The organism is Klebsiella sp. Q11 (assembly GCF_964241505.1).
In the GTDB taxonomy this organism is placed as follows: Bacteria; Pseudomonadota; Gammaproteobacteria; order Enterobacterales; family Enterobacteriaceae; genus Klebsiella; species Klebsiella michiganensis.
Genome location: NZ_CAXSXW010000002.1, coordinates 281,399 through 305,217 on the forward strand (window position 1 = coordinate 281,399; position 23,819 = coordinate 305,217).

Annotated in this window: 17 protein-coding genes, 1 tRNA gene and 1 pseudogene; 16 read left to right on the forward strand and 3 right to left on the reverse strand. The window is 58.2% G+C overall.

All coding sequences use genetic code 11. From position 1 onward, the window contains the following. Position 1 precedes the first annotated feature (1 nt). The 16 genes and pseudogenes from ACESQ2_RS03745 to ACESQ2_RS03820 all read left to right on the forward strand — a co-directional run bounded on the left by ACESQ2_RS03745 (position 2) and on the right by ACESQ2_RS03820 (position 20,303). Positions 2-78: transfer RNA gene (locus ACESQ2_RS03745), tRNA-Pro, on the forward strand. Between the two features lie 1,089 nt (positions 79-1,167). After that, a complete protein-coding gene (gene dppA / locus ACESQ2_RS03750; protein ID WP_004855324.1) occupies positions 1,168-2,775 on the forward strand; it encodes a dipeptide ABC transporter periplasmic-binding protein DppA in 1,608 nt (535 codons plus the stop codon). 107 nt (positions 2,776-2,882) lie between these two features. Further along, the gene (dppB, locus tag ACESQ2_RS03755; RefSeq protein WP_014227188.1) at positions 2,883-3,902 is read left to right on the forward strand and encodes a dipeptide ABC transporter permease DppB; all 1,020 of its coding nucleotides are present in this window, start codon (positions 2,883-2,885) and stop codon (positions 3,900-3,902) included. Positions 3,903-3,911: 9 nt separating this feature from the next. Then, positions 3,912-4,814 (forward strand): dipeptide ABC transporter permease DppC, encoded by a 903-nt coding sequence (gene dppC, locus ACESQ2_RS03760; protein WP_014227187.1) that lies wholly within the window; start codon positions 3,912-3,914, stop codon positions 4,812-4,814. A 10-nt stretch (positions 4,815-4,824) separates the two neighbouring features. After that, positions 4,825-5,808 carry a dipeptide ABC transporter ATP-binding protein gene (gene dppD, locus ACESQ2_RS03765; protein ID WP_014227186.1) on the forward strand — a complete coding sequence of 328 codons (984 nt, stop codon included), beginning with the start codon at positions 4,825-4,827 and terminating at the stop codon, positions 5,806-5,808. Next, on the forward strand, positions 5,805-6,818 hold the full coding sequence (gene dppF / locus ACESQ2_RS03770) for a dipeptide ABC transporter ATP-binding subunit DppF (RefSeq protein ID WP_014227185.1): 1,014 nt from the start codon (positions 5,805-5,807) through the stop codon (positions 6,816-6,818). The genes dppD and dppF overlap by 4 nt, the downstream gene beginning before the upstream one ends. A 713-nt stretch (positions 6,819-7,531) precedes the next feature. After that, entirely contained in the window at positions 7,532-8,110 is a 579-nt protein-coding gene (gene bcsO, locus ACESQ2_RS03775) for a cellulose biosynthesis protein BcsO (protein ID WP_025106798.1), read from the forward strand. Position 8,111: 1 nt separating this feature from the next. After that, a pseudogene (bcsQ, locus tag ACESQ2_RS03780) lies at positions 8,112-8,904 on the forward strand (cellulose biosynthesis protein BcsQ). Positions 8,905-8,924: 20 nt separating this feature from the next. Next, on the forward strand, positions 8,925-11,036 hold the full coding sequence (bcsA, locus tag ACESQ2_RS03785) for a UDP-forming cellulose synthase catalytic subunit (RefSeq protein WP_052958990.1): 2,112 nt from the start codon (positions 8,925-8,927) through the stop codon (positions 11,034-11,036). After that, positions 11,033-13,441 (forward strand): cellulose biosynthesis cyclic di-GMP-binding regulatory protein BcsB, encoded by a 2,409-nt coding sequence (gene bcsB, locus ACESQ2_RS03790; RefSeq protein ID WP_224259884.1) that lies wholly within the window; start codon positions 11,033-11,035, stop codon positions 13,439-13,441. Before bcsA ends, bcsB begins: the two co-directional genes overlap by 4 nt. Then, positions 13,438-17,490 carry a cellulose synthase subunit BcsC-related outer membrane protein gene (locus ACESQ2_RS03795; protein WP_373170166.1) on the forward strand — a complete coding sequence of 1,351 codons (4,053 nt, stop codon included), beginning with the start codon at positions 13,438-13,440 and terminating at the stop codon, positions 17,488-17,490. Before bcsB ends, ACESQ2_RS03795 begins: the two co-directional genes overlap by 4 nt. Next, a complete protein-coding gene (gene bcsD / locus ACESQ2_RS03800) occupies positions 17,490-17,966 on the forward strand; it encodes a cellulose biosynthesis protein BcsD (RefSeq protein WP_025106801.1) in 477 nt (158 codons plus the stop codon). The genes ACESQ2_RS03795 and bcsD overlap by 1 nt, the downstream gene beginning before the upstream one ends. Before the next feature lie 11 nt (positions 17,967-17,977). Then, complete coding sequence (locus ACESQ2_RS03805; protein ID WP_186006243.1) at positions 17,978-18,976, forward strand: glycosyl hydrolase family 8; 999 nt, start codon at positions 17,978-17,980, stop codon at positions 18,974-18,976. A 265-nt stretch (positions 18,977-19,241) separates the two neighbouring features. Next, positions 19,242-19,349, forward strand: coding sequence for a type I toxin-antitoxin system toxin Ldr family protein (locus tag ACESQ2_RS03810; protein WP_004855299.1), 108 nt, complete (start codon positions 19,242-19,244; stop codon positions 19,347-19,349). A 368-nt stretch (positions 19,350-19,717) separates the two neighbouring features. Then, positions 19,718-19,825 (forward strand): type I toxin-antitoxin system toxin Ldr family protein, encoded by a 108-nt coding sequence (locus tag ACESQ2_RS03815; protein ID WP_014227177.1) that lies wholly within the window; start codon positions 19,718-19,720, stop codon positions 19,823-19,825. Positions 19,826-20,195: 370 nt separating this feature from the next. Continuing rightward, the gene (locus tag ACESQ2_RS03820) at positions 20,196-20,303 is read left to right on the forward strand and encodes a type I toxin-antitoxin system toxin Ldr family protein (RefSeq protein WP_004855299.1); all 108 of its coding nucleotides are present in this window, start codon (positions 20,196-20,198) and stop codon (positions 20,301-20,303) included. An 83-nt stretch (positions 20,304-20,386) separates the two neighbouring features. On the opposite strand, the gene bcsG is transcribed toward ACESQ2_RS03820, so the two are convergent. Genes bcsG through bcsE form a run of 3 tightly spaced genes read right to left on the reverse strand, consistent with a single transcriptional unit; the run spans position 20,387 to position 23,810 of the window. Next, complete coding sequence (gene bcsG / locus ACESQ2_RS03825) at positions 20,387-22,063, reverse strand: cellulose biosynthesis protein BcsG (protein ID WP_025106803.1); 1,677 nt, start codon at positions 22,061-22,063, stop codon at positions 20,387-20,389. Then, entirely contained in the window at positions 22,060-22,257 is a 198-nt protein-coding gene (gene bcsF, locus ACESQ2_RS03830; RefSeq protein ID WP_014227175.1) for a cellulose biosynthesis protein BcsF, read from the reverse strand. Before bcsF ends, bcsG begins: the two co-directional genes overlap by 4 nt. Continuing rightward, positions 22,254-23,810 carry a cellulose biosynthesis protein BcsE gene (gene bcsE / locus ACESQ2_RS03835; RefSeq protein ID WP_025106804.1) on the reverse strand — a complete coding sequence of 519 codons (1,557 nt, stop codon included), beginning with the start codon at positions 23,808-23,810 and terminating at the stop codon, positions 22,254-22,256. Before bcsE ends, bcsF begins: the two co-directional genes overlap by 4 nt. Positions 23,811-23,819: the final 9 nt, after the last annotated feature.

Below are 23,819 nucleotides of genomic sequence, written 5' to 3' on the forward strand. Positions count from 1 at the left end.
TCGGTGATTGGCGCAGCCTGGTAGCGCACTTCGTTCGGGACGAAGGGGTCGGAGGTTCGAATCCTCTATCACCGACCAAATTCGAAAAGCCTGCTCAATGAGCAGGCTTTTTTGTTTTTGTCGTCCTTACTGATATGCAGCATCGTTTTGGGAAATCCAGCCGTACTGCACACCGCTCCCGGGGGCGGCGCAAAGCACCTTGCCCGGGCTACGGGGTCAGCGTTGTCTGCGGGCCGGTAGCCCGGACAGATGCGCAGCATCGCCTCCGGGAAATCCAGCCGCACCGCACACCGCTCCCGGGGGCGGCGCAAAGCGCCTTGCCCGGGCAGATGCGCCAGCATCGCCTCCGGGAAATCCAGCCGCACCGCACACCGCTCCCGGGGGCGGCGCAAAGCGCCTTGCCCGGGCTACGGGTTCACCGCCGTCTGCGGGCCGTGTAGCCCGGACAGATGCGCCAGCATCGCCTCCGGGAAAATACGCAGCTTGCTAAGAGTGTAAGAAAACGCCTCCACCCTCATTTCCTGGCGCCAATTCCCTATTTTGTGACATCTTCCATTGTATTTTTTTATATATACTCCGATCTTTTTTCGCGAAGCTTATGGATAACTTCAGCATTTTCCGCTGTGCGTTTTAACGTTCACGCTATTTATCGCTCACATATTGGTCACATCGCAAGAAATTTTTACCATTTACCATAATTGCTTATCACTGGCTGCTGGAAAATATTAAGGCGTTTATTCTGTCTATTGGCCGCTAGCATAAATTTCTCTGCTGGAAATAGCGCTTTGCACTTTTTTTAATCTTTGCCCGCCAATTCTCACACCGGATGTAAAACCAGGTTGGCTGTATTGACGTTTCCCCATTCTGTTGACAGATTGTAGGGCATGAGGGGCATTTCATGGAGAATCCGTACTGCAACTCAGTCGTTTTTGTGAAAGGAATCCCCATCTCTCTCAACGCTTTCGGGCACCACCGACCGGACCGGGTATATTCTAAATAGTTCGAGCTGCGGGAAGGCGGCAAGCGTGAGAATCTCCGGGAGCATAGATGTCTATGTGACCGGGGTTATCGAGCGCAGCCAACGCATCCGTAGTTCGCAATATGACGAATAAAAATAAATAAAGGTCTGGCGGATATATGCAAACAACATCACATTGGAGCAGAATAATGAGTATTTCCTTGAAGAAATCAGGGATGCTGAAGCTTGGTCTGAGCCTGGTTGCCATGACCGTCGCAGCAAGCGTACAAGCGAAGACCCTGGTTTATTGTTCAGAAGGTTCGCCGGAAGGCTTTAACCCGCAGCTCTTCACCTCTGGTACCACCTATGACGCCAGCTCAGTGCCGATTTATAACCGCCTGGTGGAATTCAAAACCGGCACCACGGAAGTCATTCCGGGCCTGGCTGAAAAATGGGAAGTTAGCGAAGACGGGAAAACCTATACCTTCCATCTGCGTAAAGACGTGAAGTGGCAGGATAATAAAGATTTTAAACCGACCCGCACGCTGAACGCCGATGACGTTGTCTTCTCCTTCGACAGACAAAAAAATACCAATAACCCGTACCATAAAGTGTCTGGCGGCAGCTATGAATACTTTGAAGGGATGGGATTACCTGACCTGATTAGCGAAGTGAAGAAAGTGGACGATAACACCGTCCAGTTCGTGCTGACCCGTCCGGAATCGCCGTTCCTTGCCGATCTCGCCATGGACTTCGCCTCTATTCTGTCAAAAGAGTATGCCGACAACATGCTGAAAGCCGGTACGCCGGAGAAAGTGGACCTCAACCCAATCGGTACCGGCCCGTTCCAGCTGCTGCAGTACCAGAAAGACTCCCGTATTCTCTATAAAGCCTTCCCGGGCTACTGGGGCACCAAGCCGAAAATCGATCGCCTGGTCTTCTCCATTACCCCTGATGCTTCCGTGCGCTACGCTAAGCTGCAGAAAAACGAATGCCAGATTATGCCGTACCCGAACCCGGCAGATATCGCGCGCATGAAGGAAGACAAAAACATCACGCTGCTGGAACAGCCGGGCCTGAACGTCGGCTACCTCTCTTTCAACACCGAGAAGAAGCCGCTGGATGATGTCAAAGTTCGCCAGGCGCTGACCTACGCGGTCAACAAAGAAGCGATTATCAAAGCCGTTTACCAGGGCGCAGGCCAGGCCGCGAAGAACCTGATCCCGCCGACCATGTGGGGCTATAACGACGACGTTAAAGACTACACCTACGATCCAGAGAAAGCGAAAGCGCTGCTGAAAGAAGCAGGCCTGGAAAAAGGCTTCACCATCGACCTGTGGGCGATGCCGGTACAGCGTCCGTATAACCCGAACGCGCGCCGTATGGCTGAGATGATTCAGGCCGACTGGGCGAAAGTCGGCGTCCAGGCCAAGATCGTGACCTACGAGTGGGGTGAATACCTCAAGCGCGCGAAAGCGGGCGAGCATCAGACCGTCATGATGGGCTGGACCGGCGACAACGGGGATCCGGATAACTTCTTCGCCACCCTGTTCAGCTGCGCGGCGGCAAAAGACGGTTCTAACTACTCCCGCTGGTGCTACAAGCCGTTTGAAGACCTGATTCAGCCGGCTCGCGCCACCGATGACCACAACAAACGCATTGAGCTGTATAAGCAGGCTCAGGTCGTGATGCACGATCAGGCTCCGGCGCTGATCGTCGCCCACTCCACCGTCTATGAGCCGGTGCGTAAAGAGGTCAAAGGCTACGTGGTCGATCCATTAGGTAAACACCACTTCGATAACGTCTCTATCGAATAATAACAGCGTGTTTCCCCTCTCCCCGCCTTGGGGAGAGGGAATTGACATTTGTGAGCAATACAGACGTCCTGTCACCAGGCGGGCCGTCTCCAGAGAGAATCCGGGTTATGTTGCAGTTCATTCTCCGACGTTTGGGACTTGTCATCCCAACATTTATCGGTATTACCCTTCTCACTTTTGCCTTCGTTCATATGATCCCCGGCGACCCGGTGATGATTATGGCGGGCGAACGTGGTATTTCCCCTGAACGTCACGCGCAGCTGCTGGCCGAAATGGGCCTCGATAAACCGATGTGGCAGCAGTACGTCAACTATATTTGGGGCGTGATGCACGGCGATTTGGGCATCTCGCTGAAAAGCCGTATTCCCGTTTGGCAAGAGTTTGTGCCGCGCTTTAAGGCCACGATGGAGCTGGGCGTCTGCGCGATGATTTTTGCCGTCATCGTCGGGATCCCGGTGGGCGTTCTGGCGGCGGTTAAACGCGGCTCTATCTTCGACCACACCTCCGTGGGCCTCGCGCTGACAGGCTACTCTATGCCCATCTTCTGGTGGGGCATGATGCTGATCATGCTGGTGTCGGTACAGCTTAACCTGACGCCGGTTTCCGGACGCATCAGCGATACCGTCTTCCTTGACGATACCCTGCCGCTGACCGGATTTATGCTGATCGATACCGCGATTTGGGGCGAGCCGGGCGACTTTATTGATGCGGTAATGCATATGATCCTGCCCGCCGTGGTGCTGGGGACGATTCCCCTGGCGGTGATCGTGCGTATGACCCGTTCATCAATGCTGGAAGTGCTGGGCGAGGATTATATCCGTACCGCGCGCGCGAAAGGCCTGACGCGGATGCGGGTGATCATCGTTCATGCGTTGCGTAACGCGATGCTGCCGGTGGTCACGGTGATCGGTCTGCAGGTCGGTACGCTGCTGGCGGGGGCCATCCTGACCGAAACCATCTTCTCCTGGCCGGGCCTTGGCCGCTGGCTGATTGACGCGCTGCAGCGCCGCGACTATCCGGTGGTGCAGGGCGGGGTGCTGCTGGTGGCGACGATGATTATTCTCGTCAACCTGCTGGTCGACCTGTTGTACGGCGTGGTGAACCCGCGTATCCGGCATAAGAAGTAAGGGGCCATCATGTCACAAATTACTGAAAATAAAGTTGTTGCCGCGCCGGTGCCAATGACCCCTCTGCAGGAGTTCTGGCACTATTTTAAACGCAACAAAGGCGCCGTCGTGGGGCTGGCCTATGTCGTGGTGATGATTATCATCGCCGTCTTCGCCAACTTCCTCGCGCCCTATAATCCGGCGGATCAGTTCCGCGATGCGCTGCTGGCTCCGCCGTTCTGGCAGGAGGGAGGCAGCGTGAGCCACCTGCTCGGCACCGATGACGTCGGCCGCGATATCCTGTCTCGCCTGATGTACGGCGCGCGCCTGTCGCTGCTGGTCGGCTGTCTGGTGGTGGTACTGTCGCTGATCCTCGGCGTGGTGCTCGGTCTTGTCTCGGGCTACTTTGGCGGCGTGGTTGACTCGGTCATTATGCGCGTTGTCGATATTATGCTGGCGCTGCCGAGCCTGCTGCTGGCGCTGGTGCTGGTAGCCATCTTCGGTCCGTCGATCGTCAATGCCTCAATAGCGCTGACCTTTGTCGCCCTGCCGCACTACGTGCGTCTGACCCGAGCGGCGGTGCTGGTAGAGGTAAACCGCGACTACGTAACTGCTTCCCGCGTGGCGGGGGCAGGCGCGATGCGTCAGATGTTCATCAACATTCTTCCTAACTGTCTTGCGCCACTGATTGTTCAGGCGTCGCTGGGCTTCTCTAACGCCATTCTCGATATGGCCGCTCTTGGCTTCCTTGGCATGGGTGCGCAGCCGCCGACACCGGAGTGGGGCACGATGCTCTCCGACGTGCTGCAGTTCGCGCAGAGCGCCTGGTGGGTCGTCACCTTTCCGGGTGTCGCTATCCTGCTGACGGTGCTGGCATTTAACCTGATGGGTGACGGTCTGCGTGACGCGCTCGATCCCAAACTGAAGCAGTAAGAGGTTCGAGATGGCGTTATTAAATGTAGATAAACTCTCGGTGCACTTCGGCGACGAAGGGACGCCGTTCCGCGCCGTAGATCGCGTAAGCTACAGCGTAAATCAGGGCGAAGTGGTCGGTATCGTCGGCGAGTCCGGCTCGGGGAAATCGGTCAGCTCGCTGGCGATTATGGGGCTGATTGACTATCCCGGCCGGGTGATGGCTGAAAAGCTGGAGTTTAACGGTCGCGACCTGAAGCGCATTTCCGAAAAAGAGCGCCGCCAGCTGGTGGGCGCGGAAGTGGCGATGATCTTCCAGGACCCGATGACCAGCCTGAATCCGTGCTATACCGTCGGTTACCAGATTATGGAAGCCATTAAGGTGCACCAGGGCGGCAACAAGAAAACCCGCGTGCAGCGGGCGATTGACCTGCTGACGCTGGTGGGGATCCCCGATCCGGCTTCGCGTCTTGACGTCTATCCGCACCAGCTTTCCGGCGGTATGAGCCAGCGCGTGATGATCGCGATGGCCATCGCCTGTCGGCCAAAGCTGCTGATTGCCGATGAGCCCACGACGGCGCTGGATGTGACCATCCAGGCGCAGATCATCGAGCTGCTGCTGGAGCTGCAGCAGAAAGAGAATATGGCGCTGATCCTGATTACCCACGATCTGGCGCTGGTGGCCGAAGCGGCGCACAAAATCATCGTCATGTACGCGGGGCAGGTGGTGGAAACCGGCGATGCGGAGGATATCTTCCGCGCGCCTCGCCACCCCTATACGCAGGCGCTGCTGCGCGCGCTGCCGGAGTTCGCTCAGGATAAAGCGCGTCTTGCCTCGCTGCCGGGCGTGGTGCCGGGCAAATACGACCGTCCGAGCGGCTGTCTGCTCAACCCGCGCTGCCCCTATGCGACCGACAAATGCCGCAGCGAAGAACCTGAGCTGAACCTGCTTAACGGCGGTCGCCAGTCGAAATGTCATTACCCACTTGATGATGCCGGGAGGCCTGGGCTATGAGTACGCATGAGGCCACCACGCAACAGCCTCTGTTGCTGGCCACCGATTTGAAAAAATACTATCCGGTGAAGAAGGGGCTCTTCACGCCGGAACGCCTGGTCAAGGCGCTGGACGGCGTCTCGTTTACCCTTGAACGCGGTAAAACGCTGGCGGTAGTGGGGGAGTCCGGCTGCGGTAAATCCACGCTCGGTCGTCTGCTGACGATGATTGAAATCCCCACCGGCGGCGAGCTCTATTACCAGGGACAGGACCTGCTTAAGCACGATCCGCAGGCGCAGAAGCTGCGCCGGCAGAAAATCCAGATTGTGTTCCAGAACCCCTACGGTTCGCTGAACCCGCGTAAAAAGGTGGGGCAGATTCTGGAAGAGCCGCTGCAGATCAACACCAGCTTGAGCAAAGAGCAGCGCCGGGAGAAGGCGCTGGCGATGATGGCCAAAGTGGGCCTGAAAACCGAGCACTATGACCGCTATCCGCATATGTTCTCCGGCGGCCAGCGTCAGCGTATCGCCATTGCCCGCGGTCTGATGCTTGACCCGGACGTGGTGATCGCCGACGAACCGGTTTCCGCGCTGGACGTTTCGGTGCGCGCGCAGGTGCTGAACCTGATGATGGATTTACAGCAGGATCTGGGGCTTTCTTACGTCTTTATCTCCCACGATCTGTCGGTCGTGGAGCATATCGCTGATGAAGTGATGGTGATGTATTTAGGCCGCTGCGTGGAGAAAGGGACGAAAGATCAAATCTTCAACAACCCGCAGCATCCGTACACGCAGGCGCTGCTGTCGGCAACGCCGCGTCTGAATCCGGATGACCGCCGCGAGCGCATCAAGCTCACCGGCGAGCTGCCGAGCCCGCTGAATCCGCCGCCGGGCTGCGCGTTTAACGCCCGCTGCCGTCGCCGTTTCGGCCCGTGCACCCAGCTTCAGCCGCAGCTGAAGGACTACGGTGGCCAGCTGGTAGCCTGCTTTGCGGTCGACCAGGATCAGAACGGCGAGAAGCCCCTGAGCTGATTCAGGCAATCGATAATCAAAGCCGAAGCCTGTGCTTCGGCTTTTTTTTAACCATAACTCAGCACTGTTGGAACAACCGACAACGAACAATACCGGCATTTTACGCCACAACCATTGCTATCTCGGGAGTCCGGGATAACTACATGAATGTATTTTACTTTATCTTGATTGTTTCTTTAGCCGGAGCAAATTAACAGCAAAAGCGATGCATAAAACTGTTCCTTGTTGTTCGGTCAACGCTTTATATTCCTGGTTTTTAGCTAACATCCTGAGCTATTTATTTTGGACGGGAACACTATTTTATTATTTTAATTAAGCGCGGTAAGTGATTTCTAAACGCCTTAAAAAATATTAAAATGTATTCTCTTTAGCCTTCCCCTGGCGTGTATTACGCCATTTTTTAAAATTCAGACAGTATAAAAAACTACGATCTGCTAATAGCCTGGCAGGCTGCGGGGGGATTGACGGCGCAGCCGCCCAAAAAATGGGGCTATCATTTTGAAAAAGAACTGTTAGTGTAACCGCACTACCACTATGGAATTACACCAGCCTGACCTATCCAAAATAATCAAATCGCGACTAAAGTTAGCGTATTGTGACGGCCGTAACGCCGGGTAAATGCCCAAAAAACAACAAATTAAACTACGCTTTAGTGGCGTGGGATGACAATTAAAACAGATTAAATATGACGTATTTAAATCATGAGGTTATCTATGAACCATTATGATGATTTGCAGCGCTTCAAGGAAAAGACGCGGACACACAGTCTAAAATTCAAGGACCTCTCATCAGAAGCCGCCGCCGGTGAAAAAGGGGATTGGGTTATTCTCAATCAACTTATTCCGGCGGAGGAAGCGTCTTCTTTGGCCATGGGTGGGTCAGTTTCCTTACCTCTGCCGCAGCGGGTTCCTGCCGATATGTTTCACAAGGTGGAGCCTGCGGCCGTTCAGGCTCCCCCGGGGCCCTCTTTGGCTGCACCGTCCCTGATTATCCCGCCCTCCGCGCCGCAGCCCGCCCCCCTGACGGACATTGCTGCTGCGGCGGCCGTAGAGCCTGCGCTGCCGCAAAGCCTGGCAGCGGCTGCGCCCGCCCCCCAGCCGGCAGTTTCTCAGGCTGCTGCGCAGCCGGTACCGGTCAGCGTCCCTGCTCCGGCAGTCAGGCCTCGTCCGGCGGCCGCGCCGACGACGGAGGGTTTTGCCCATCTTTTTGCGGCCAAAACCGCGGAGCCGGTAGCAAAAGATAAAGATCAGTCACTGAAATCACTCCTGGAGAGGATTGCGACATGCCGTTGATCTGCGTGTGTTCACCGAAAGGCGGCGTAGGAAAAACGACCCTGGCGGCAAATCTGGCCTGGGCGCTGGCCCGCGCAGGTAGCAAAGTTCTGGCCCTCGATTTTGATGTGCAGAACGCCCTGCGCCTGCATTTTGGCGTCCCCCTCAGCGACGAGCGCGGCTATGTCGCGAAAGCGCTGGAGCTCCATGACTGGAGCCAGTGCGTATTAAGCGCCGGCAGCAATATCTTCGTCTTGCCCTACGGCGACGTGAGCGACGCGCAGCGGCAGGCCTTCGATGAACGCCTGAGCCATGACGAGCATTTCCTGACCCGTGGCCTGGCGGCATTACTCAATTATCCGGGGCTGATTACGATTGCCGACTTGCCGCCGGGCCCTTCGCCCGCGCTAAAGGCGCTCACTTCGCTTGCCGATATGCATCTGGTACCGCTGCTGGCGGATACCGCCTCGATGTCCGCGCTGGCGCCCGTGGAAAAGCTGCGTCTGACCGGGGGCGAACTCAACCATAAACTCGGACACTATTTTGTGATCAACCAGAGCGATAACCGTCGCCAGGTCAGTCGCGATGTTACGGCGTTAATGGAAGAAAAGCTGGGCGATCGTCTGCTGGGCATCATCCATCGTGATGAAAGCGTGGTGGAAGCGAATGCTTCCCAGAAGTCGATCCTGGACTTTAACTCCTCCTCCGCAGCCGCCTTTGATATTGAAATTATTGCCAAAAAAATCTCTGCGCAGTTGGGTATCAATATTGGTGACGGCAAGGTGCATAGCCAGCCTCGCAGGTCAGGGCTTTAATTTAATTGCAGGGCTGCTGAATGAAAAAGACGCTTTTCTGGTTGCTGGTACTGGTACTTTCGCCCATTGCCGTGCTGGTGGTGATCACGCCGATGGACAGCCAAAAGCAGTATATTTTTGGCCTCCTGAGCATCGGTATTCTCTTTGTGATGGGGTTCAGTAAAAACCGCAGCGTTTCCGTCATCATGGTGGTGACATCGCTGCTGATGTCGACCCGTTATATGTATTTCCGTTTAACGCAGACCCTGCATTTTAACTCCACCATCGAAGCGATTCTGGGGATGGGGCTGTTTCTGGCGGAAGTCTATATCTGGGTGATGCTGCTGCTTAACTACCTGCAAACGGTCTGGCCGCTAAAGCGTGAAATTGTCCCGCTGCCGGATGATATGAGCAAGTGGCCGACGGTGGATATCTATATTCCCAGCTATAACGAACCGCTTGAGGTGGTGCGTGATACGGTGCTGGCTGCGCAGTGTATTGATTATCCAAAAGATAAATTAAAAATCTATTTGCTGGATGACGGTAAGCGCAATGAATTCGCGGTATTCGCCGCCGACGTTGGGGTTGGGTATATCACCCGTAACGATAACAAACACGCCAAGGCGGGCAACCTCAACCACGCGATGACGCTGACCCACGGCGAGCTGATCTGCGTTTTTGATTGCGATCACGTGGCAACCCGCGTCTTTTTGCAGGCGACGGTGGGCGGATTCCTCAACGATCCGATGCTGGCGCTGGTGCAGACGCCGCACTACTTCTATTCGCCGGATCCCTTTGAGCGCAACCTCTCCGTGGGCCGCAATATTCCCAACGAAGGGATGCTGTTTTATGGCCCGATTCAGCAGGGGAACGACAACTGGAACGCGACCTTTTTCTGCGGCTCCTGCGCCGTCATTCGCCGCGCCGCGCTGGAGCAGATCGGCGGCTTTGCGGTAGAGACCGTGACCGAAGATGCCCATACCGCGCTGAAGTTCCAGCGCCTGGGCTGGAAGTCGGCGTTTCTTGATATACCTCTGGCGGCCGGCTTAGCCACCGAACGTCTGGTGGTGCACGTGATTCAGCGTACCCGCTGGGCGCGCGGGATGACGCAAATATTCCGTCTGGATAACCCGCTACTGGGCCGTGGGCTGACATTCCAGCAGCGCCTGTGCTATCTCAGCGCCATGCTCTATTATCAGTTCGCCCTGCCGCGGGTGGTCTTTGTCACCGCACCGCTGGCCTACCTGCTGTTCAACCTGAATATCATCTACTCCTCGGCCAGCCTGATTGTCTCCTACGCGCTGCCGCATCTGTTCCTCGCGATCTATGTCGGCTCGCGCATGAACGGCCGCTATCGTTACAGCTTCTGGGGCGAAATTTACGATATCGTGCTGGCGTTCCACCTGGTGCTGCCGACGCTGGTGACCATGATTTTCCCCAAACGCGGGAAATTCAACGTGACCGATAAAGGCGGCCTGCTGGACGTGGGCTACTTCGACTTTACCGTCGTCAGACCGCACCTGGTCGTCGCCTGTCTGCTGGGCCTGGGGGTGGTGGTCGGTATCGTCCGCGCCATCGGTCACGACTACTTTGGCTCAGACCCGAACGTTATCGCGCTGAACGTCGGCTGGGGGATTTACAGCCTGATCTTCCTGCTGGCCGCCATTGCCGTGGCGCGCGAAACCCGTCAGGTGCGAAAAACGATTCGTATTGATGTCGATATTCCGGTGCTGATCCACTACACCAGCGGCATTGTCTCCCGCAGCCACACCGCGGACCTGTCCATGGGCGGCTGCCGCGTAAGCGCGCCGGATAAGCGTCACCTGCAGGATGAAATCGAAGAGATTGAGCTGATTCTCCAGTCCGGCGCGATTTCGATCCCGGTGCGCCAGGTCACCGCTGACGACCAGTTTATTCGTCTGCAATTTGATGAAAATATTCAGCTCTCCCGCCGCCGCGAGCTGGTGCGCGTGGTGCTGGCCCGCGCCGATGCGTGGATTAACCCGCCGCGCCCGCAGGACAACCCGTTCCGCTCTTTTGCCACCATTTTGCGCTGCGTATTCGAACTGTTCTGGCTGACGTGGAAGACGCGCCGTAGCCAGCGTCGTCAGCCGCCTGCGGTGAATCCAGCGCAGGAGGATGGCAGCCTATGAAACGTTTAACGACGCTTGCGCTGCTGGCCGGTATGCTCTCTGCGCCAGCGCTGCATAGCGAGGAAACGCCCCCGGACGCATTGCCGCCGCTTAATTTTCCGCTACCTGATGCGCAAGCCAGCGGCGCGTCGGCGCCTGCCAGCGAGTCGAATTCGCCCGCCACGACGGAGCCCGCGCCGGCAAACGTCCCTCAGCCGGCTTCGCTACCCGCGATGCCGTCGCCGGTTGCCTCTGGGGTCGCTGATACGGTGCCGCTAACGCCGATTGTCGGCGGAGACCTGAACCTCATGCAGATGGGCATGCCGGACGGCATCATCCTTAGCGGTGGACAAAACCAGGGCGGAGCCAGCTTTACGCTGCCCTCCGATCAGGTGGTCACCCACGCCCAACTGATGCTGGATGTTAAGGTCTCGCCGGAGATGGCGTCCCGCAACGCCACGCTGCAGTTAATGCTCAACGGCCAGCCGCTCGGCACGCTACCGCTGGGCGCGGACGGCGAGGAGATCTCGCACTATCAGCTGGATATCCCGGCGGCGCTGATGGTCTCCAGCAACAACCTGAGCTTTAAGATTAACGACGGCGATGCAATGCAGTGCCGGCTCGATATTCACGACACCTCGCGGGTGACCATTTTGCCCGCCTCCCACTTTAGCTGGGAGAGCCAGCAGCTTAATATCAGCAACGATTTAGGCCATTTCCCGCGCCCGTTTTTCGACAGCATGCAGATGACGCCGGCGGATATCGCTATCGCGTATCCGGAGAAACCAACGGCGGATATTTTCAGCGCTGCGGCGCTGGTGTCGTCATGGCTGGGTATTCAGGCCGATTATCGCGGTATCGCTTTTGACGCGCTGCGCGATCGCCTGCCCGAGAAGCACGGGATTATCATTGGCCACCCCGGCGATCGGGTGGGCGGCCTGACGCTGCCGCAAACCGACAGGCCGCTGCTGCGGATCGTTGAGAACCCCGGCAATCCGGCCTATAAGCTGCTGCTCATCGTCGGCCAGAACGACGCGGCGCTGCGGATGGCCGCCTGGCGACTGACCCGCGGCGATTTCGCCCCGCAGACGGCCAGCATGGATGTTGATCCGCAGACGATAGCCGTCAGCAAGCCGTACGACGCCCCGCGCTGGATCGCCACCGATCGGCCGGTAAAAATCAGCGAGCTGATCCGCCAGGATCAAAGTATGACCGTCAGCGGCGTATGGCATGAACCGCTACGCGTGGCCTTCCGCGCTGCGCCGGACCTCTACCTGTGGGATGGCGAAACCATACCCCTGCAGATCGGCTACCGTTTCCCGTCGGAGAGCTGGATTAACGAGGATAGGTCGCTGCTGAGCGTGACGCTCAACAACACCTTCCTCAACAACCTGCCGATGAATAAACAGGGTCCGCTGGAGAAGCTCTGGCGTCACCTGGGCGGCGACGCGCGTCAGGAGCGTTTCACTATCCCGCTGGCGCCGTATCTGATTTACGGCGATAACCAGCTCTCGCTCTATTTCAATCTGGTGCCGAAGGACAGCGCGCCCTGTTCGGTCCTGCTGAACAGCACGATTAAAAGCCGCATCACCGACGACTCGTGGATCGATTTGAGCGGTACGCGGCACTTCTCGCTGTTGCCGAATCTTTCCTATTTTGTCGGCGCGTCGTTCCCGTTCTCCCGGTTGGCGGATTATTCGCAAACCACGCTGCTGCTGCCGGAACAGCCTTCGGAAACGCAGGTCGCGACGATGCTGAATCTGGCCGCCCGTTCGGGTAATTCGACCGGTAAAGCGCTGGCCAATAACCGCGTGATGCTGGGCGTTCCTGACGACGGCGCGAATGCGCTGTTCCTGCGCGATCGCGATGTCCTGGCGGTGAGCGCCCTCGATCAGAAAGCGTTTAATCAGCGCCTGCTGGCCGATTCTCCCTATCAACCGGTCGATAACCTGCTGAGCGTACGTGAACCGGCGCTATGGACAAAAATTCAGCGCAGGCTGAGCGGCGACTGGGCCTCCGACGGCGTGGATGCCGATCGCTATTTCTCTTCCAGCAGCGCCTGGCGTGGGTTTATTAGCTATCGCTCGCCGTGGAACCCGCAGCGGGTGGTCGTGGTGGCGATGGCCAGCAGCGACGATCAGCTGGCGAAACTGGAAGACGATCTTAATTCACCGCGCATCAATGCCGGTATTCGCGGCGATACGGCGGTGATTACCAGCGATAACGGCGTGCGTAGCTTCCAGGTCAGTACGCCGTTCCCCAGCGGCCAGATGCCGTGGTACATGATGGCGGTGTGGTATGCCAACCAGCACTCCGGCCTGCTGGCGGTGCTGGGGTTAATCGCCACGTCCATTCTGGGTCTGGCGCTGACCGCCATGTTCAAACGTCATGCCCGCAAGCGCCTGGAGTCGGGAGATAGCCAATGAAAAGAGTCAGTAAAATGAATACTAAGGCGGCCCGTCAATTTTCCACGCTGTGCCTGTCCGGCGCGCTGACGCTTGGCGCCTTCGGCGAGGCGCTGGCGGCGGGTAACGATGCGGCGCTGCAGGCGCTGTTTGCGCAGGCCAACTACTGGCACGAAAAATCGCACGACGAGCTGGCGATGGAATCGCTGCAAAAAGTGTTATCGGTGGATGCCAACAACGCTCAGGCGCTGTACCTGATGGCGCTGTGGGCGCAGCAGGGGGGCAACCTGCAGGCCGCGGCCCAGTGGCGGGCGCGACTGGAGAAAGCGGCGCCCAACAGTCCCGGCTTGCAGGATCTGGATAGCGCCAAAAAAATGGCGCAGGTCCCGCAGGGGCAGCTCAATCTGGCCAGACAGCAGGCGCGCAGCGGCAACGTGCCTGCCGCGCTGGCGACCTGGCGGAGTATGTTCAACGGCAGCGTTCCGCCTTCCGGACTGGCGGCGGAATACTACATGACGATGGCCAGCGACAAATCGCTCTATCCGCAGGCGTTGAGCGAACTGCGTCAGTACGTCGCTCAGCATCCGCAGGAAAACGGGCCGCGCGTGGCCCTGGGCAAGGCGCTGACCTGGCGCGAAGAGACCCGCCGGGAAGGGATCGCCATGCTGGAGCCGATGGCCAGCGGCAGCAAAGAAGCCGATGCGGGACTGCGTCAGGCGCTGCTGTGGATGGGGCCGCAGCCGGGAGATGAGCCGTTTTACGATACCTGGATGCAGCGCCACCCGCAGGATAGCGAAGTGCAGAACTACTTCCGCGAACGGCGCAGCGGCCAGGCGCGCGGTCAGGGTTACGCTGACCTGAACAGCGGCAATACCGCCGCGGCGAAGCAGCAGTTTGAACAGGTCCTGCAAACCAATCCGCAGGATGCTGACGCGCTTGCCGGGATGGGCTATATCGCCCAGCGCAGCGGCGATTTTCAGGCGGCCTCTCAGTATTTGGGCCGGGCGGCGGATCTCGGCGGCGAGGGCTCTGAAACCCGGCGTCAGCAGGCAGGGGATGCGCTGTTTTACGGCCAGCTTGCTCAGGCGCAGCAGGCCTATAAGCAAGGCAACATTAGCCAGGCGCTGGCGCTCTCCGCGCCGCTGGCGCAGCAGAGCGGGACGCAGGGCTCGGCGGCGAAGCTGTTCCGCGCCGACGTTCTGCGCCACAACAAAGACCTGCCCCAGGCCGAACAAACGCTGCGGGCGCTGCTCAACGAGCAGCCGCAAAATGGCCCCGCCCGGGAGAATCTCTATTACGTTCTGCGTGAACAGAATAAAACCGCAGAAGCCCAGTCGTTGCTGCGAACGCTGCCGGAAAGCCTGCAGCAAAAGCTGCAGCCGCGCGTGGTCACCGGGACGCCGGGAGACTCCCTGCGTCGACAGGCCCAGGAGCAGGCCAGCGGCGGTAACGTGTCCGGGGCGATCGCCACGCTGCGCCAGGGCGTTTCTCGCTATCCGGACGATGCGTGGATGCGCCTCGATCTGGCCCGACTGCTGCAAAAATCCGGCAACGACGGCGAGGCGAATGCGATTATGGGCGCCGCGTATCGTCCCGGCGCCAGCAGCAGCTCGCTGTACGCCGCCGCCCTTTTCGCCAGCGAGAACGGCGGCTGGCAGCAGGCGCAAACGCTGCTGGCAAGAATTCCCCCCGCCAGCCAGACCAGCCAGATGCGCGATTTGCACCAGCGGGTGAACTACAACCTGCAGCTGGCGACGGCCGAGGGGTATCTGGCGCAGGGTAATTCCGTCGCGGCGTCCAATACGCTGAGGGCGATGGCCGCGACGCCGCCAAAAGCCCCGGCGGATGTCGGTAAACTGGCGCGCCTGCTGGCCCAGAGCGGCGATGTCACTACCGCGGTATCGCTGGTGCGTAACAATATTAACGGCGGTATCTCCGGCAACGCCGGGGATTACGCCGATCAGGTGACGGTGCTTAACCAGGCTGGCCTGACCAACGAAGCGCAGAGGCTGCTCACTAATCCGCAGCTGCAGGCAAGCAGTACGCCGACGCAGCTGGCCAGCATTCGCAACGGCTATGTGATTAACGACGCGGATCGCCTGCGCGAGCAGGGTAACTACGCGGCGGCGTATGACAAGCTGATGGGCGCCATGCAGAGCGACCCGCAAAATACCGACCTGATGTTCGCCATGGCGCGTCTCTATCAGAGCGGCAAAATGAATAAAGAGGCCGGGGTCGTCTATGACTATCTGATGACCCGCGATACGCCGACCCAGGACGCGCGCAGCGGGGCTATTGATGTCGCGCTGTCGGCGGGCGATAACGACCGGGCGGCGCAGCTGGCAGGCGGGCTGCGCCCGGATAATTCGCCGGACCGTTTGCTGCTGCTGGCGCGCGTGGCCGAATCGCAGGGCCATCATCAGCAGGCGATGACCTATCTGCGCAGCGCTCGCGGCAGGCTGCTGGGGTTACAGAGCAGCAACGGTACGCAAACGCCGACCGTAGGCGGCGTGCTGGCGGCGGATAATCCGTTCGTCGGCGTCTCGCGCACGCCGGCGGCGACGCGTACCGCTTCCACCTACGGGCAATATATGCCGTGGCAGGTTTCTCAGGTATCGACGGGCGATGGCAGCACGCTGCCGGGGATCCAGCGCACCGATCTGCCGGTCGAAACCGCGCAGACCCGGATGCTGCGCCAGGTGGATACCATGATGGAGACGTTGCAGGAAAAAACCGGGACCTGGCTGCAGGGGGGCATGGAGGTTCGCGGCCGCGATGGCGAATCCGGCACCAGTAAGCTGACCGAAATCAAAACCCCGCTGACCTGGTCCTCTTCGCCGTTCGGTGATTCGCGTTTCGACTTTACCGTGACGCCGATTACGTTGAACGCAGGGACGGCAACCGGTGACGCCTGGCGGCGCTATGGCGCGAATCCGCTATCAAACTCGGTCTCCAATATGATCTCCACCGCCACCAGCGAGCAGGCGGCGATTGCGGCGATGACCGATACCGAGCGCACGACGTACTTTGCCAACAATCCGGGGGCGGAGACCTTGAGCGGTCTCGGCACGCTGAATGCTTCAGACTTTAACGCCACCACCAGCAGCGGCATGGAAAACCTGGCGAAGCTGGGCGCTTACGATTCCGGGCAGGTCGCCAGCTATCTGGCTTCTTCAAATCTGAAACCTAACGTTGATCGGGCCAGCGGCTCAACCGATTCGCAAAAAGCCAACGGCGTGGCGCTGGCGCTGGCGCTGAGCGGCGACGAATATCGCGTCGATATCGGCAGCACGCCGCTGGGTCAGGATCTGAATACCGTGGTGGGCGGCGTGAAGTGGTCGCCGAAGCTGACTAACTATCTGTCGCTGATTTTTACCGGCGAGCGTCGTTCGCTGACCGACAGCCTGCTCTCCTGGGTGGGGCTGAAGGATTCCTACTCCGGCAAAACCTGGGGGCAGGTGACCAAAAACGGCGGTACCCTGCAGCTCAGCTACGACGACGGCGATGCCGGTTTCTACGTCGGCGGCGGGGGCTATAGCTACCTGGGACAAAACGTCGCCAGCAATACCAGCATCAACGCCAACGCCGGGGTTTATCTGCGGCCTTACCACGATGAGTATCGTCAGCTGCAGACCGGGCTGAGTATGAGCTACATGGATTACTCGAAAAACCTGAGCTACTTCACCTACGGGCAAGGGGGCTACTTCAGCCCGCAGAACTACGTCAGCGTGTCGCTGCCGGTGAGCCTGACGGAGAAATATGATAACTGGACGATGAAGCTTGGCGGTTCGGTGGGGTATCAATCTTACAGCCAGGATAAGAGCGCCTATTTCCCGACCAACGCCGAGTGGCAGCAAACGCTCGAGACCGCTGTGAGCAACGGTTTTGCCAAAGAGGCCTACTATTCAGCCACCTCGAAGAGCGGCATCGGCTATACCCTGCGCGCCGGCGCGGATTACAAAGTCAATAAACAGATGACGCTCGGCGGCCAGGTGGGCTATGACACCTTCGGCGATTACAACGAGAGCACCGCCGGCCTCTATATCCGCTACATGCTGGGAGATCGCTGATCGTGACGGACAATAATAATGCGCTGGTAATGGCCTGGTTTCAGCAGCAGCAAACCCCTGCCGGGTGGTTCGATCTGCTGCTGATTATGGTTGATGGCATGGTCAATAACGCGGGCGAGCTGGAGAGCCAGCCCTTTCTGCGGCAAATGGGCGAGGCGCTGGCCGATGAGCATCCGCTACCGGAGTCGGAAACGCTCGGTGAGCTGGAAGCCAATATGAATGCGCAGCTAAGCCGGTTTCAGTGGGGCGTAGTGAGCGTTGAGGTTAGCGATGACGGCCTGCGGTTACGCCATCAGGCGCTGCCGGTGAGCCGCGATGAAGCGCGCCGCGTCCGCTGGTGTAATGCGTTTTGTGCCATACTCGAGGGGCTTTATTCCCGCTGGCTACAGGGACAGGGCGGCGCGGCGCACGTGGTGTTACAGCGCGAGCGGCTGTTTTCGGTCTCTGACGTTCAGTTTCTTTACTTCCATCCCTGAAGGGTGAATTTATGTCCTTGCGTGCTTTAGCGACAGTCGTGGTGACGACGGTGATGATGCTTCCCCACGCGTGGGCCGATACGGCGTGGGAAAGCTATAAATCGCGTTTTATGATGCCGGACGGACGCATTATTGATACCGGCAACGGCAACGTCTCCCATACCGAAGGGCAAGGTTTTGCCATGCTGTTAGCGGTGGCTAATAACGATCGCCCCGCCTTTGACAAGCTATGGCAGTGGACCGATAAAACCCTACGCAACAAAGATAACGGGTTGTTTTACTGGCGCTATAATCCGGTGGCGCCCAATCCGGTGGCGGACAAAAACGATGCCACCGATGGTGATACCCTGATTGCCTGGGCGCTGCTGCGCGCGCAGCAGCAGTGGCATGAAAAATCCTACGGCAGCGCGTCGGATGTGATAACCGCTTCGCTCCTGAAGTCTACGGTGGTCACGTTTGCCGGTCGTCAGGTGATGCTTCCGGGCGCAAAGGGATTCTATCTCAACGACCACCTGAATCTTAACCCCTCCTACTTTATCTTTCCGGCGTGGCAGGCCTTCGCCGCGCGTACGCATCTAACCGCCTGGAGAAAGCTGCAGAGCGATGGCCAGGCGCTGCTGGGAAACATGGCGTGGGGGAAATCGCAGCTTCCCAGCGACTGGGTGGCCTTAAGAGCGGACGGTAAGATGGAGCCGGCAAAAGAGTGGCCGACGCGAATGAGCTTCGATGCGATCCGTATTCCGCTGTATGTCTACTGGAGTGACCCGAAAAGCAGCCTGCTGACGCCGTGGAAAAACTGGTTCCAGCGCTATCCGCGTCTGCAGACGCCGGCGTGGATAAACGTGAATACCGATGAAGTGGCGCCGTGGTTTATGACCGGCGGGCTGCTGGCGGTACGCGATTTAACCCTTGGCGAAGCGCAGGCCGATCCGCAGATTACGCCCCAGGACGACTATTACTCCGCCAGCCTGAAGCTGCTGGTATGGCTGGCAAATAAAGACCAGGCGTAAACTATGGAATGCGCCTCGAATAACGCAGTCGAGCCGGGTGCTGAAATCTGAAGGGCGCCGTAGAATCGTCGGCAAGCCGGGCTTGCCCGGTGAGGCGCAATGTTGCGGGGGCTTGAACCCCGGCGGCAGAGATGAATTGGTTGCTGGAAAGAGAAAACCCCCGCACGTTGTTTGGTATCAACCTGGCAACGTATCGGGGGCTACTCTCAAACCTGAACAATTTGAGGATAGCCGCGAACGGTTGCCCTTGCAACAAGGCGGCTGTATGACGCTCGCTCAGTTGGGCCTGGTGCTGTGGGACGATCTGGCGGCTCCGGTGATTGCTGGCATTCTGGTCAGCATTATCGTGAGCCGGATGGATAACCGGAAGTAGCCGGCCGGTGGGTATCTGCCTGCCTTAGTGGCAGCATGCGCCCGAACGGGGCCGCAGGGGTAACAACCTGCGGCCTTTTTCGTTGTATTGCTGCAACAAAAAAGTTTCCTGGAATGCGTCTCGCACCGCGCGTAATGGCGGAGTGCGGGTACCCGATCGGGCCAGTAGAATCGTCAGCAAGCCGGGCTCGCCCGGTGAGGCGCAATGTTGCGGGGGCTTGAACCCCGGCGGCATAGAGAGATGGTTGCTGGAAAGAGAAAACCCCCGCACGTTGTTGGTATAAACCTGGCAACGTATCGGGGGCTAACCTCGCATCTAGACCATTCGAGGATAGCCGCGAACGGTTGCCATTGCAACAAGGCGGCTGTATGACGCTCGCTCAGTTGGGCCTGCTGCTGTGGGACGATCTGGCGGCTCCGGTGATTGCTGGCATTCTGGTCAGCATTATCGTGAGCCGGATGGATAACCGGAAGTAGCCGGCCGGTGGGTATCTGCCTGCCTTAGTGGCAGCATGCGCCCGAACGGGGCCGCAGGGGTAACAACCTGCGGCCTTTTTCGTTGTATTGCTGCAACAAAAAAGTTTCCTGGAATGCGTCTCGCACCGCGCGTAATGGCGGAGTGCGGGTACCCGATCGGGCCAGTAGAATCGTCAGCAAGCCGGGCTCGCCCGGTGAGGCGCAATGTTGCGGGGGCTTGAACCCCGGCGGCATCGATGGATGGGTTGCTGGAAAGAGAAATCCCCCGCACGTTGTTTGGTATCAACCTGGCAACGTATCGGGGGCTAATCTCGAACCTCAACAATTCGAGAATAGCCGCGAATGGTTGCCATTGCAACAAGGCGGCTGTATGACGCTCGCTCAGTTGGGCCTGGTGCTGTGGGACGATCTGGCGGCTCCGGTGATTGCTGGCATTCTGGTTAGCATTATCGTGAGCCGGATGGATAACCGGAAGTAGCCGGCCGGTGGGGATCTGCCTGCCTTAGTGGCAGCATGCGCCCGAACGGGGCCGCAGGGGTAACATCCTGCGGCCTTTTTCGTTTATTGCGGATAAGGGACCCAACTGCCGCCGTTCAGCTGAACATACGGTTTCCCCTGGTATTGAATGACGATGGCGTTGGAGTTTTCCGACACCGCCGCGCTCTGCGGCAGGTTGGCAATATACTGCTGCCAGTTGATGTCGTTTTCGTCAAACATCTTGCCGTCGAGGGCGCGGACCACCAGCTCAGAAATCGCCAGGTAGCTGCTTGGCTGGTTGATGATAATCGGCGCATCGGGGTGTCTTGCCTTAATGCCGAAAAATTTCACCGCCGCCGGTACGTTAGTAATGGATGGGCTGGGAATATCGCGCAGGCCGGAAACCTGCATTTTGTCGCCTTTCAATGCCGCACCGTGTTCCGGTACGACGATGACCAGCACCTTACGCCCCGATCTCTCCAGTTCGGTGAAGAAATTATCCAGCTCATCGAAGAACTTCTGCGCACGGGCTTTATAGTCCGCGGTTTTGCTCTGGCCCGGATAGTGGTTACCGTCATGCAGCGGCAGCGTGTTGTAGAAGGTCGCCGTGCGCGGCGTATTCAGCTTATCCAGCGACTGCAGCCAGCGGTTCAGCGTCGCCTGGTCGTCATAGACCGGAGAGCCGTCAAAGCCCTGCAGAATGACCGGCAGGCCGCTTTGATCCATCAGCGGGCTCTGGATCCCGCCCAGCGAGCGAAGCTCCTTCAGGAAGTCGCCGAAGATACCGTTGTGGCCGAGCATCAGCTGCTGGGTGAAGCCCAGCTTCGCCAGGTTTTCAAACAGATAGCATTCGCTGCCCGATGGCTGATAAAGGTTCGCATGAGAGAGCTGGCCGCAGCTGGCGCGCAGCAGACGCGCCGCCGCCGGCCCGCTGTAAGAGGTCGCCGAGTTAAAGTTTTTGAACAGCAGGTCGAAATGCTTCCACAGCGGATGATCCATCAGCCCGGCCGCTTCAATATCCGACCATGAGAGCGAGCAGATGTTGATTATCAGCACATCAAACGGCTGGGCATCGGCCGGAAGCGCATCCGGGAAAGTGGTTTTACGTTTTTGCTCAGAAGCGTAAAAGGCATTCAGCCAGTTGGTGAGATTGGCCGACGTCGGCGGCTCGGTCTGCGGCGGAATATCGTTATTCGCCGGCGCAGTATTGGTCGCGATGGCCGTTCCGCCAGCCGTATTAACGGCGGTGTTCGCCGCCGCGGTCGTCGGCTGACCTGCCGGCCAAAGGCTGAAAGAGGGCAGCAGCGGACTGACCACCAGCCAGACCACGATCGCCGAGACGAAAACCGTCACTCGTAGCCACTGGCTGATAAACAGCCACAGGACCAGCAGCACGAAGAACGCGCCGACCATATTCCAGTTAATAAAGCGGGTCACCAGATCCCAGATATAGTCGGCGCTGAAGCCGGCAATCTGCGAGCCCTGGCTGGCAATGCTTTCCGGGCCGGGCAGCCAGGTGTCGTGCCAGAACAACATAAAACCCAGCGGGATTGCTATCCAGTGGCGGATACGGTGCAGCTTATACTGCGGAATTGGCACCAGCAGGAAGGCCAGAAACACCAGGTTTAACATGGGATGAAAATTGAGGTATCCGCCCCATAGCAATGCGAACTTCACCAGAAAGTAGAAGTTCCAGCCAGATAAGCCTCGCCAGTACCGCCAGAGCGGAAGCGACGCGGTGGGTGTTTTGGGTTTGGTCATTTCGTTGATTTGCCTTGCCTGGATGTCGCTTCCCGGCGCAGCACGCCAGCCGGTTTGACATAACGGGGTTTAAAGAACATCAGTCTTAATGTGGTGCGAATACGCCGCTGGTAGTGGCGCGTCAGGTATCCCAGCGGGAAGAACAGCAGGGCGCACAGGACGACCAGCTGAATAATATCGGCGATAGACATCATAAGGTTGGCTCCCCATCAATGGACAGACGGTGCGCCTCGGGGTTGCGCCGCCAGCTTCGCCCGTCATGGGTGGCGTTGATGGTTTCATTTTTGCCAAGCGAAATGGGCAGCGGCGTGTTCCAGTTCTCCGGCAGAATCCCGCGCATCTGCATGATTTCAGCCGTTATTTGCTTATCTTCAAACCAAATCATACGGTTAGAAAAAATATCGCCGGTTGGTAAAGGGAAAATATGGTTTAACGCGGTATCCAGGTCGTTCACCCGGCAAAATGACAGAAACAGCACCAGGCGGTTGTTGCCGATGGTCATAATGTCGCCCATACGGTTGGGTTTACACAGCGTCAGCGCCTGCTCTACGCGCAGGCCGGGCGCCGGGCGCAGCGCCACCATTACGCCTTTGCCATCGGCGGGCAGCATGGTGTTGGCCATAATATTGTGCACCGCTTCGCAGAAGTCCCCCCATTTCTGGTAGCCGCGCAGTTTTAGCGGCTGGCTCCAGGTCAGCAGAGTATTAAAATCTTCCGGGATATGGCGAGTAAACTGCTGTTTTTGAACGCTTTCTATAAGCGTGAGGCAGCGGGATAACGGCGCGCCGCTGGGAATAACCATATTGGCGCCGCTGCTCAGCAGCAGGCGTTCATCGGTGGCGCGCAGGCTCGGCGTTTGCTCGCGGACGACGATTTTTAACGCGCTGCCGCGCTGGCGGCGCAGGGTATGGATATAGCGTCCCAGCTGTTCAATCTGTTCGTTCTGGGTAATGGAGAAGATCAGCGTTGCCGCCTGCGCCATCCTCCCGGCGTTGAAAACGGCGTCGTTGGTATCGAACAGCGTCCAGTATTCGGATAGCGCGGGGGCACCTTCCAGTACGCGCAGATTGCTAAGAATGACTTTTTCGTCGCTGCGCGGTTGCACCACCGTTTCTTCATCCTGTGCCAGCCGCCAGCCGTTTTCATCCTGAAGAACAATGAGCTGCTGCCGGGCGCTGATGCCTTTTTCACTCCCCCACCAGGCGATATCGAACAGGTGGTTATCCCCCTGGTAACGAATACTTGCCAGGCCGGAAAGCGAACGGTACTCGCGTAATAAAGGGGAGAGTTGCTTATCGATATCGTGCCCGGAATTAAGTACTAGTAATGAACAACGATGATAATTAGTCCATCGATACGATTTCTCAACCCAATTGCATAAATCATCGCTTTTTATATTCTGCCAGGCATTTTCAGCGCATAGCAGAATAAACAAATAATTGCCAGGTTCGAGGGAACAAACTAAATCGCGGTGCATTTCTTGCAGCCCCTCAGCACGGTTCGGCATGCTAAATAACGCCACCTTTTCTGGCCCGCAATTTTTCTCTAGTTCAATGATTTTATTTGGGTTATCACCCATGACTATCGCCGCAACCTGGCTCTGTTTATCCTGGGCCGCCAGCGTATGGTTGAGCAGGCTTACCGCGTCGGCATAGCGGTCGACATTCAGCCACCATACTCCACCCACGGGCATATGGCGTACTTCGTCCCATAATGATGAAATACCCAAAGAATATACGATATCCACGGCGTCCCT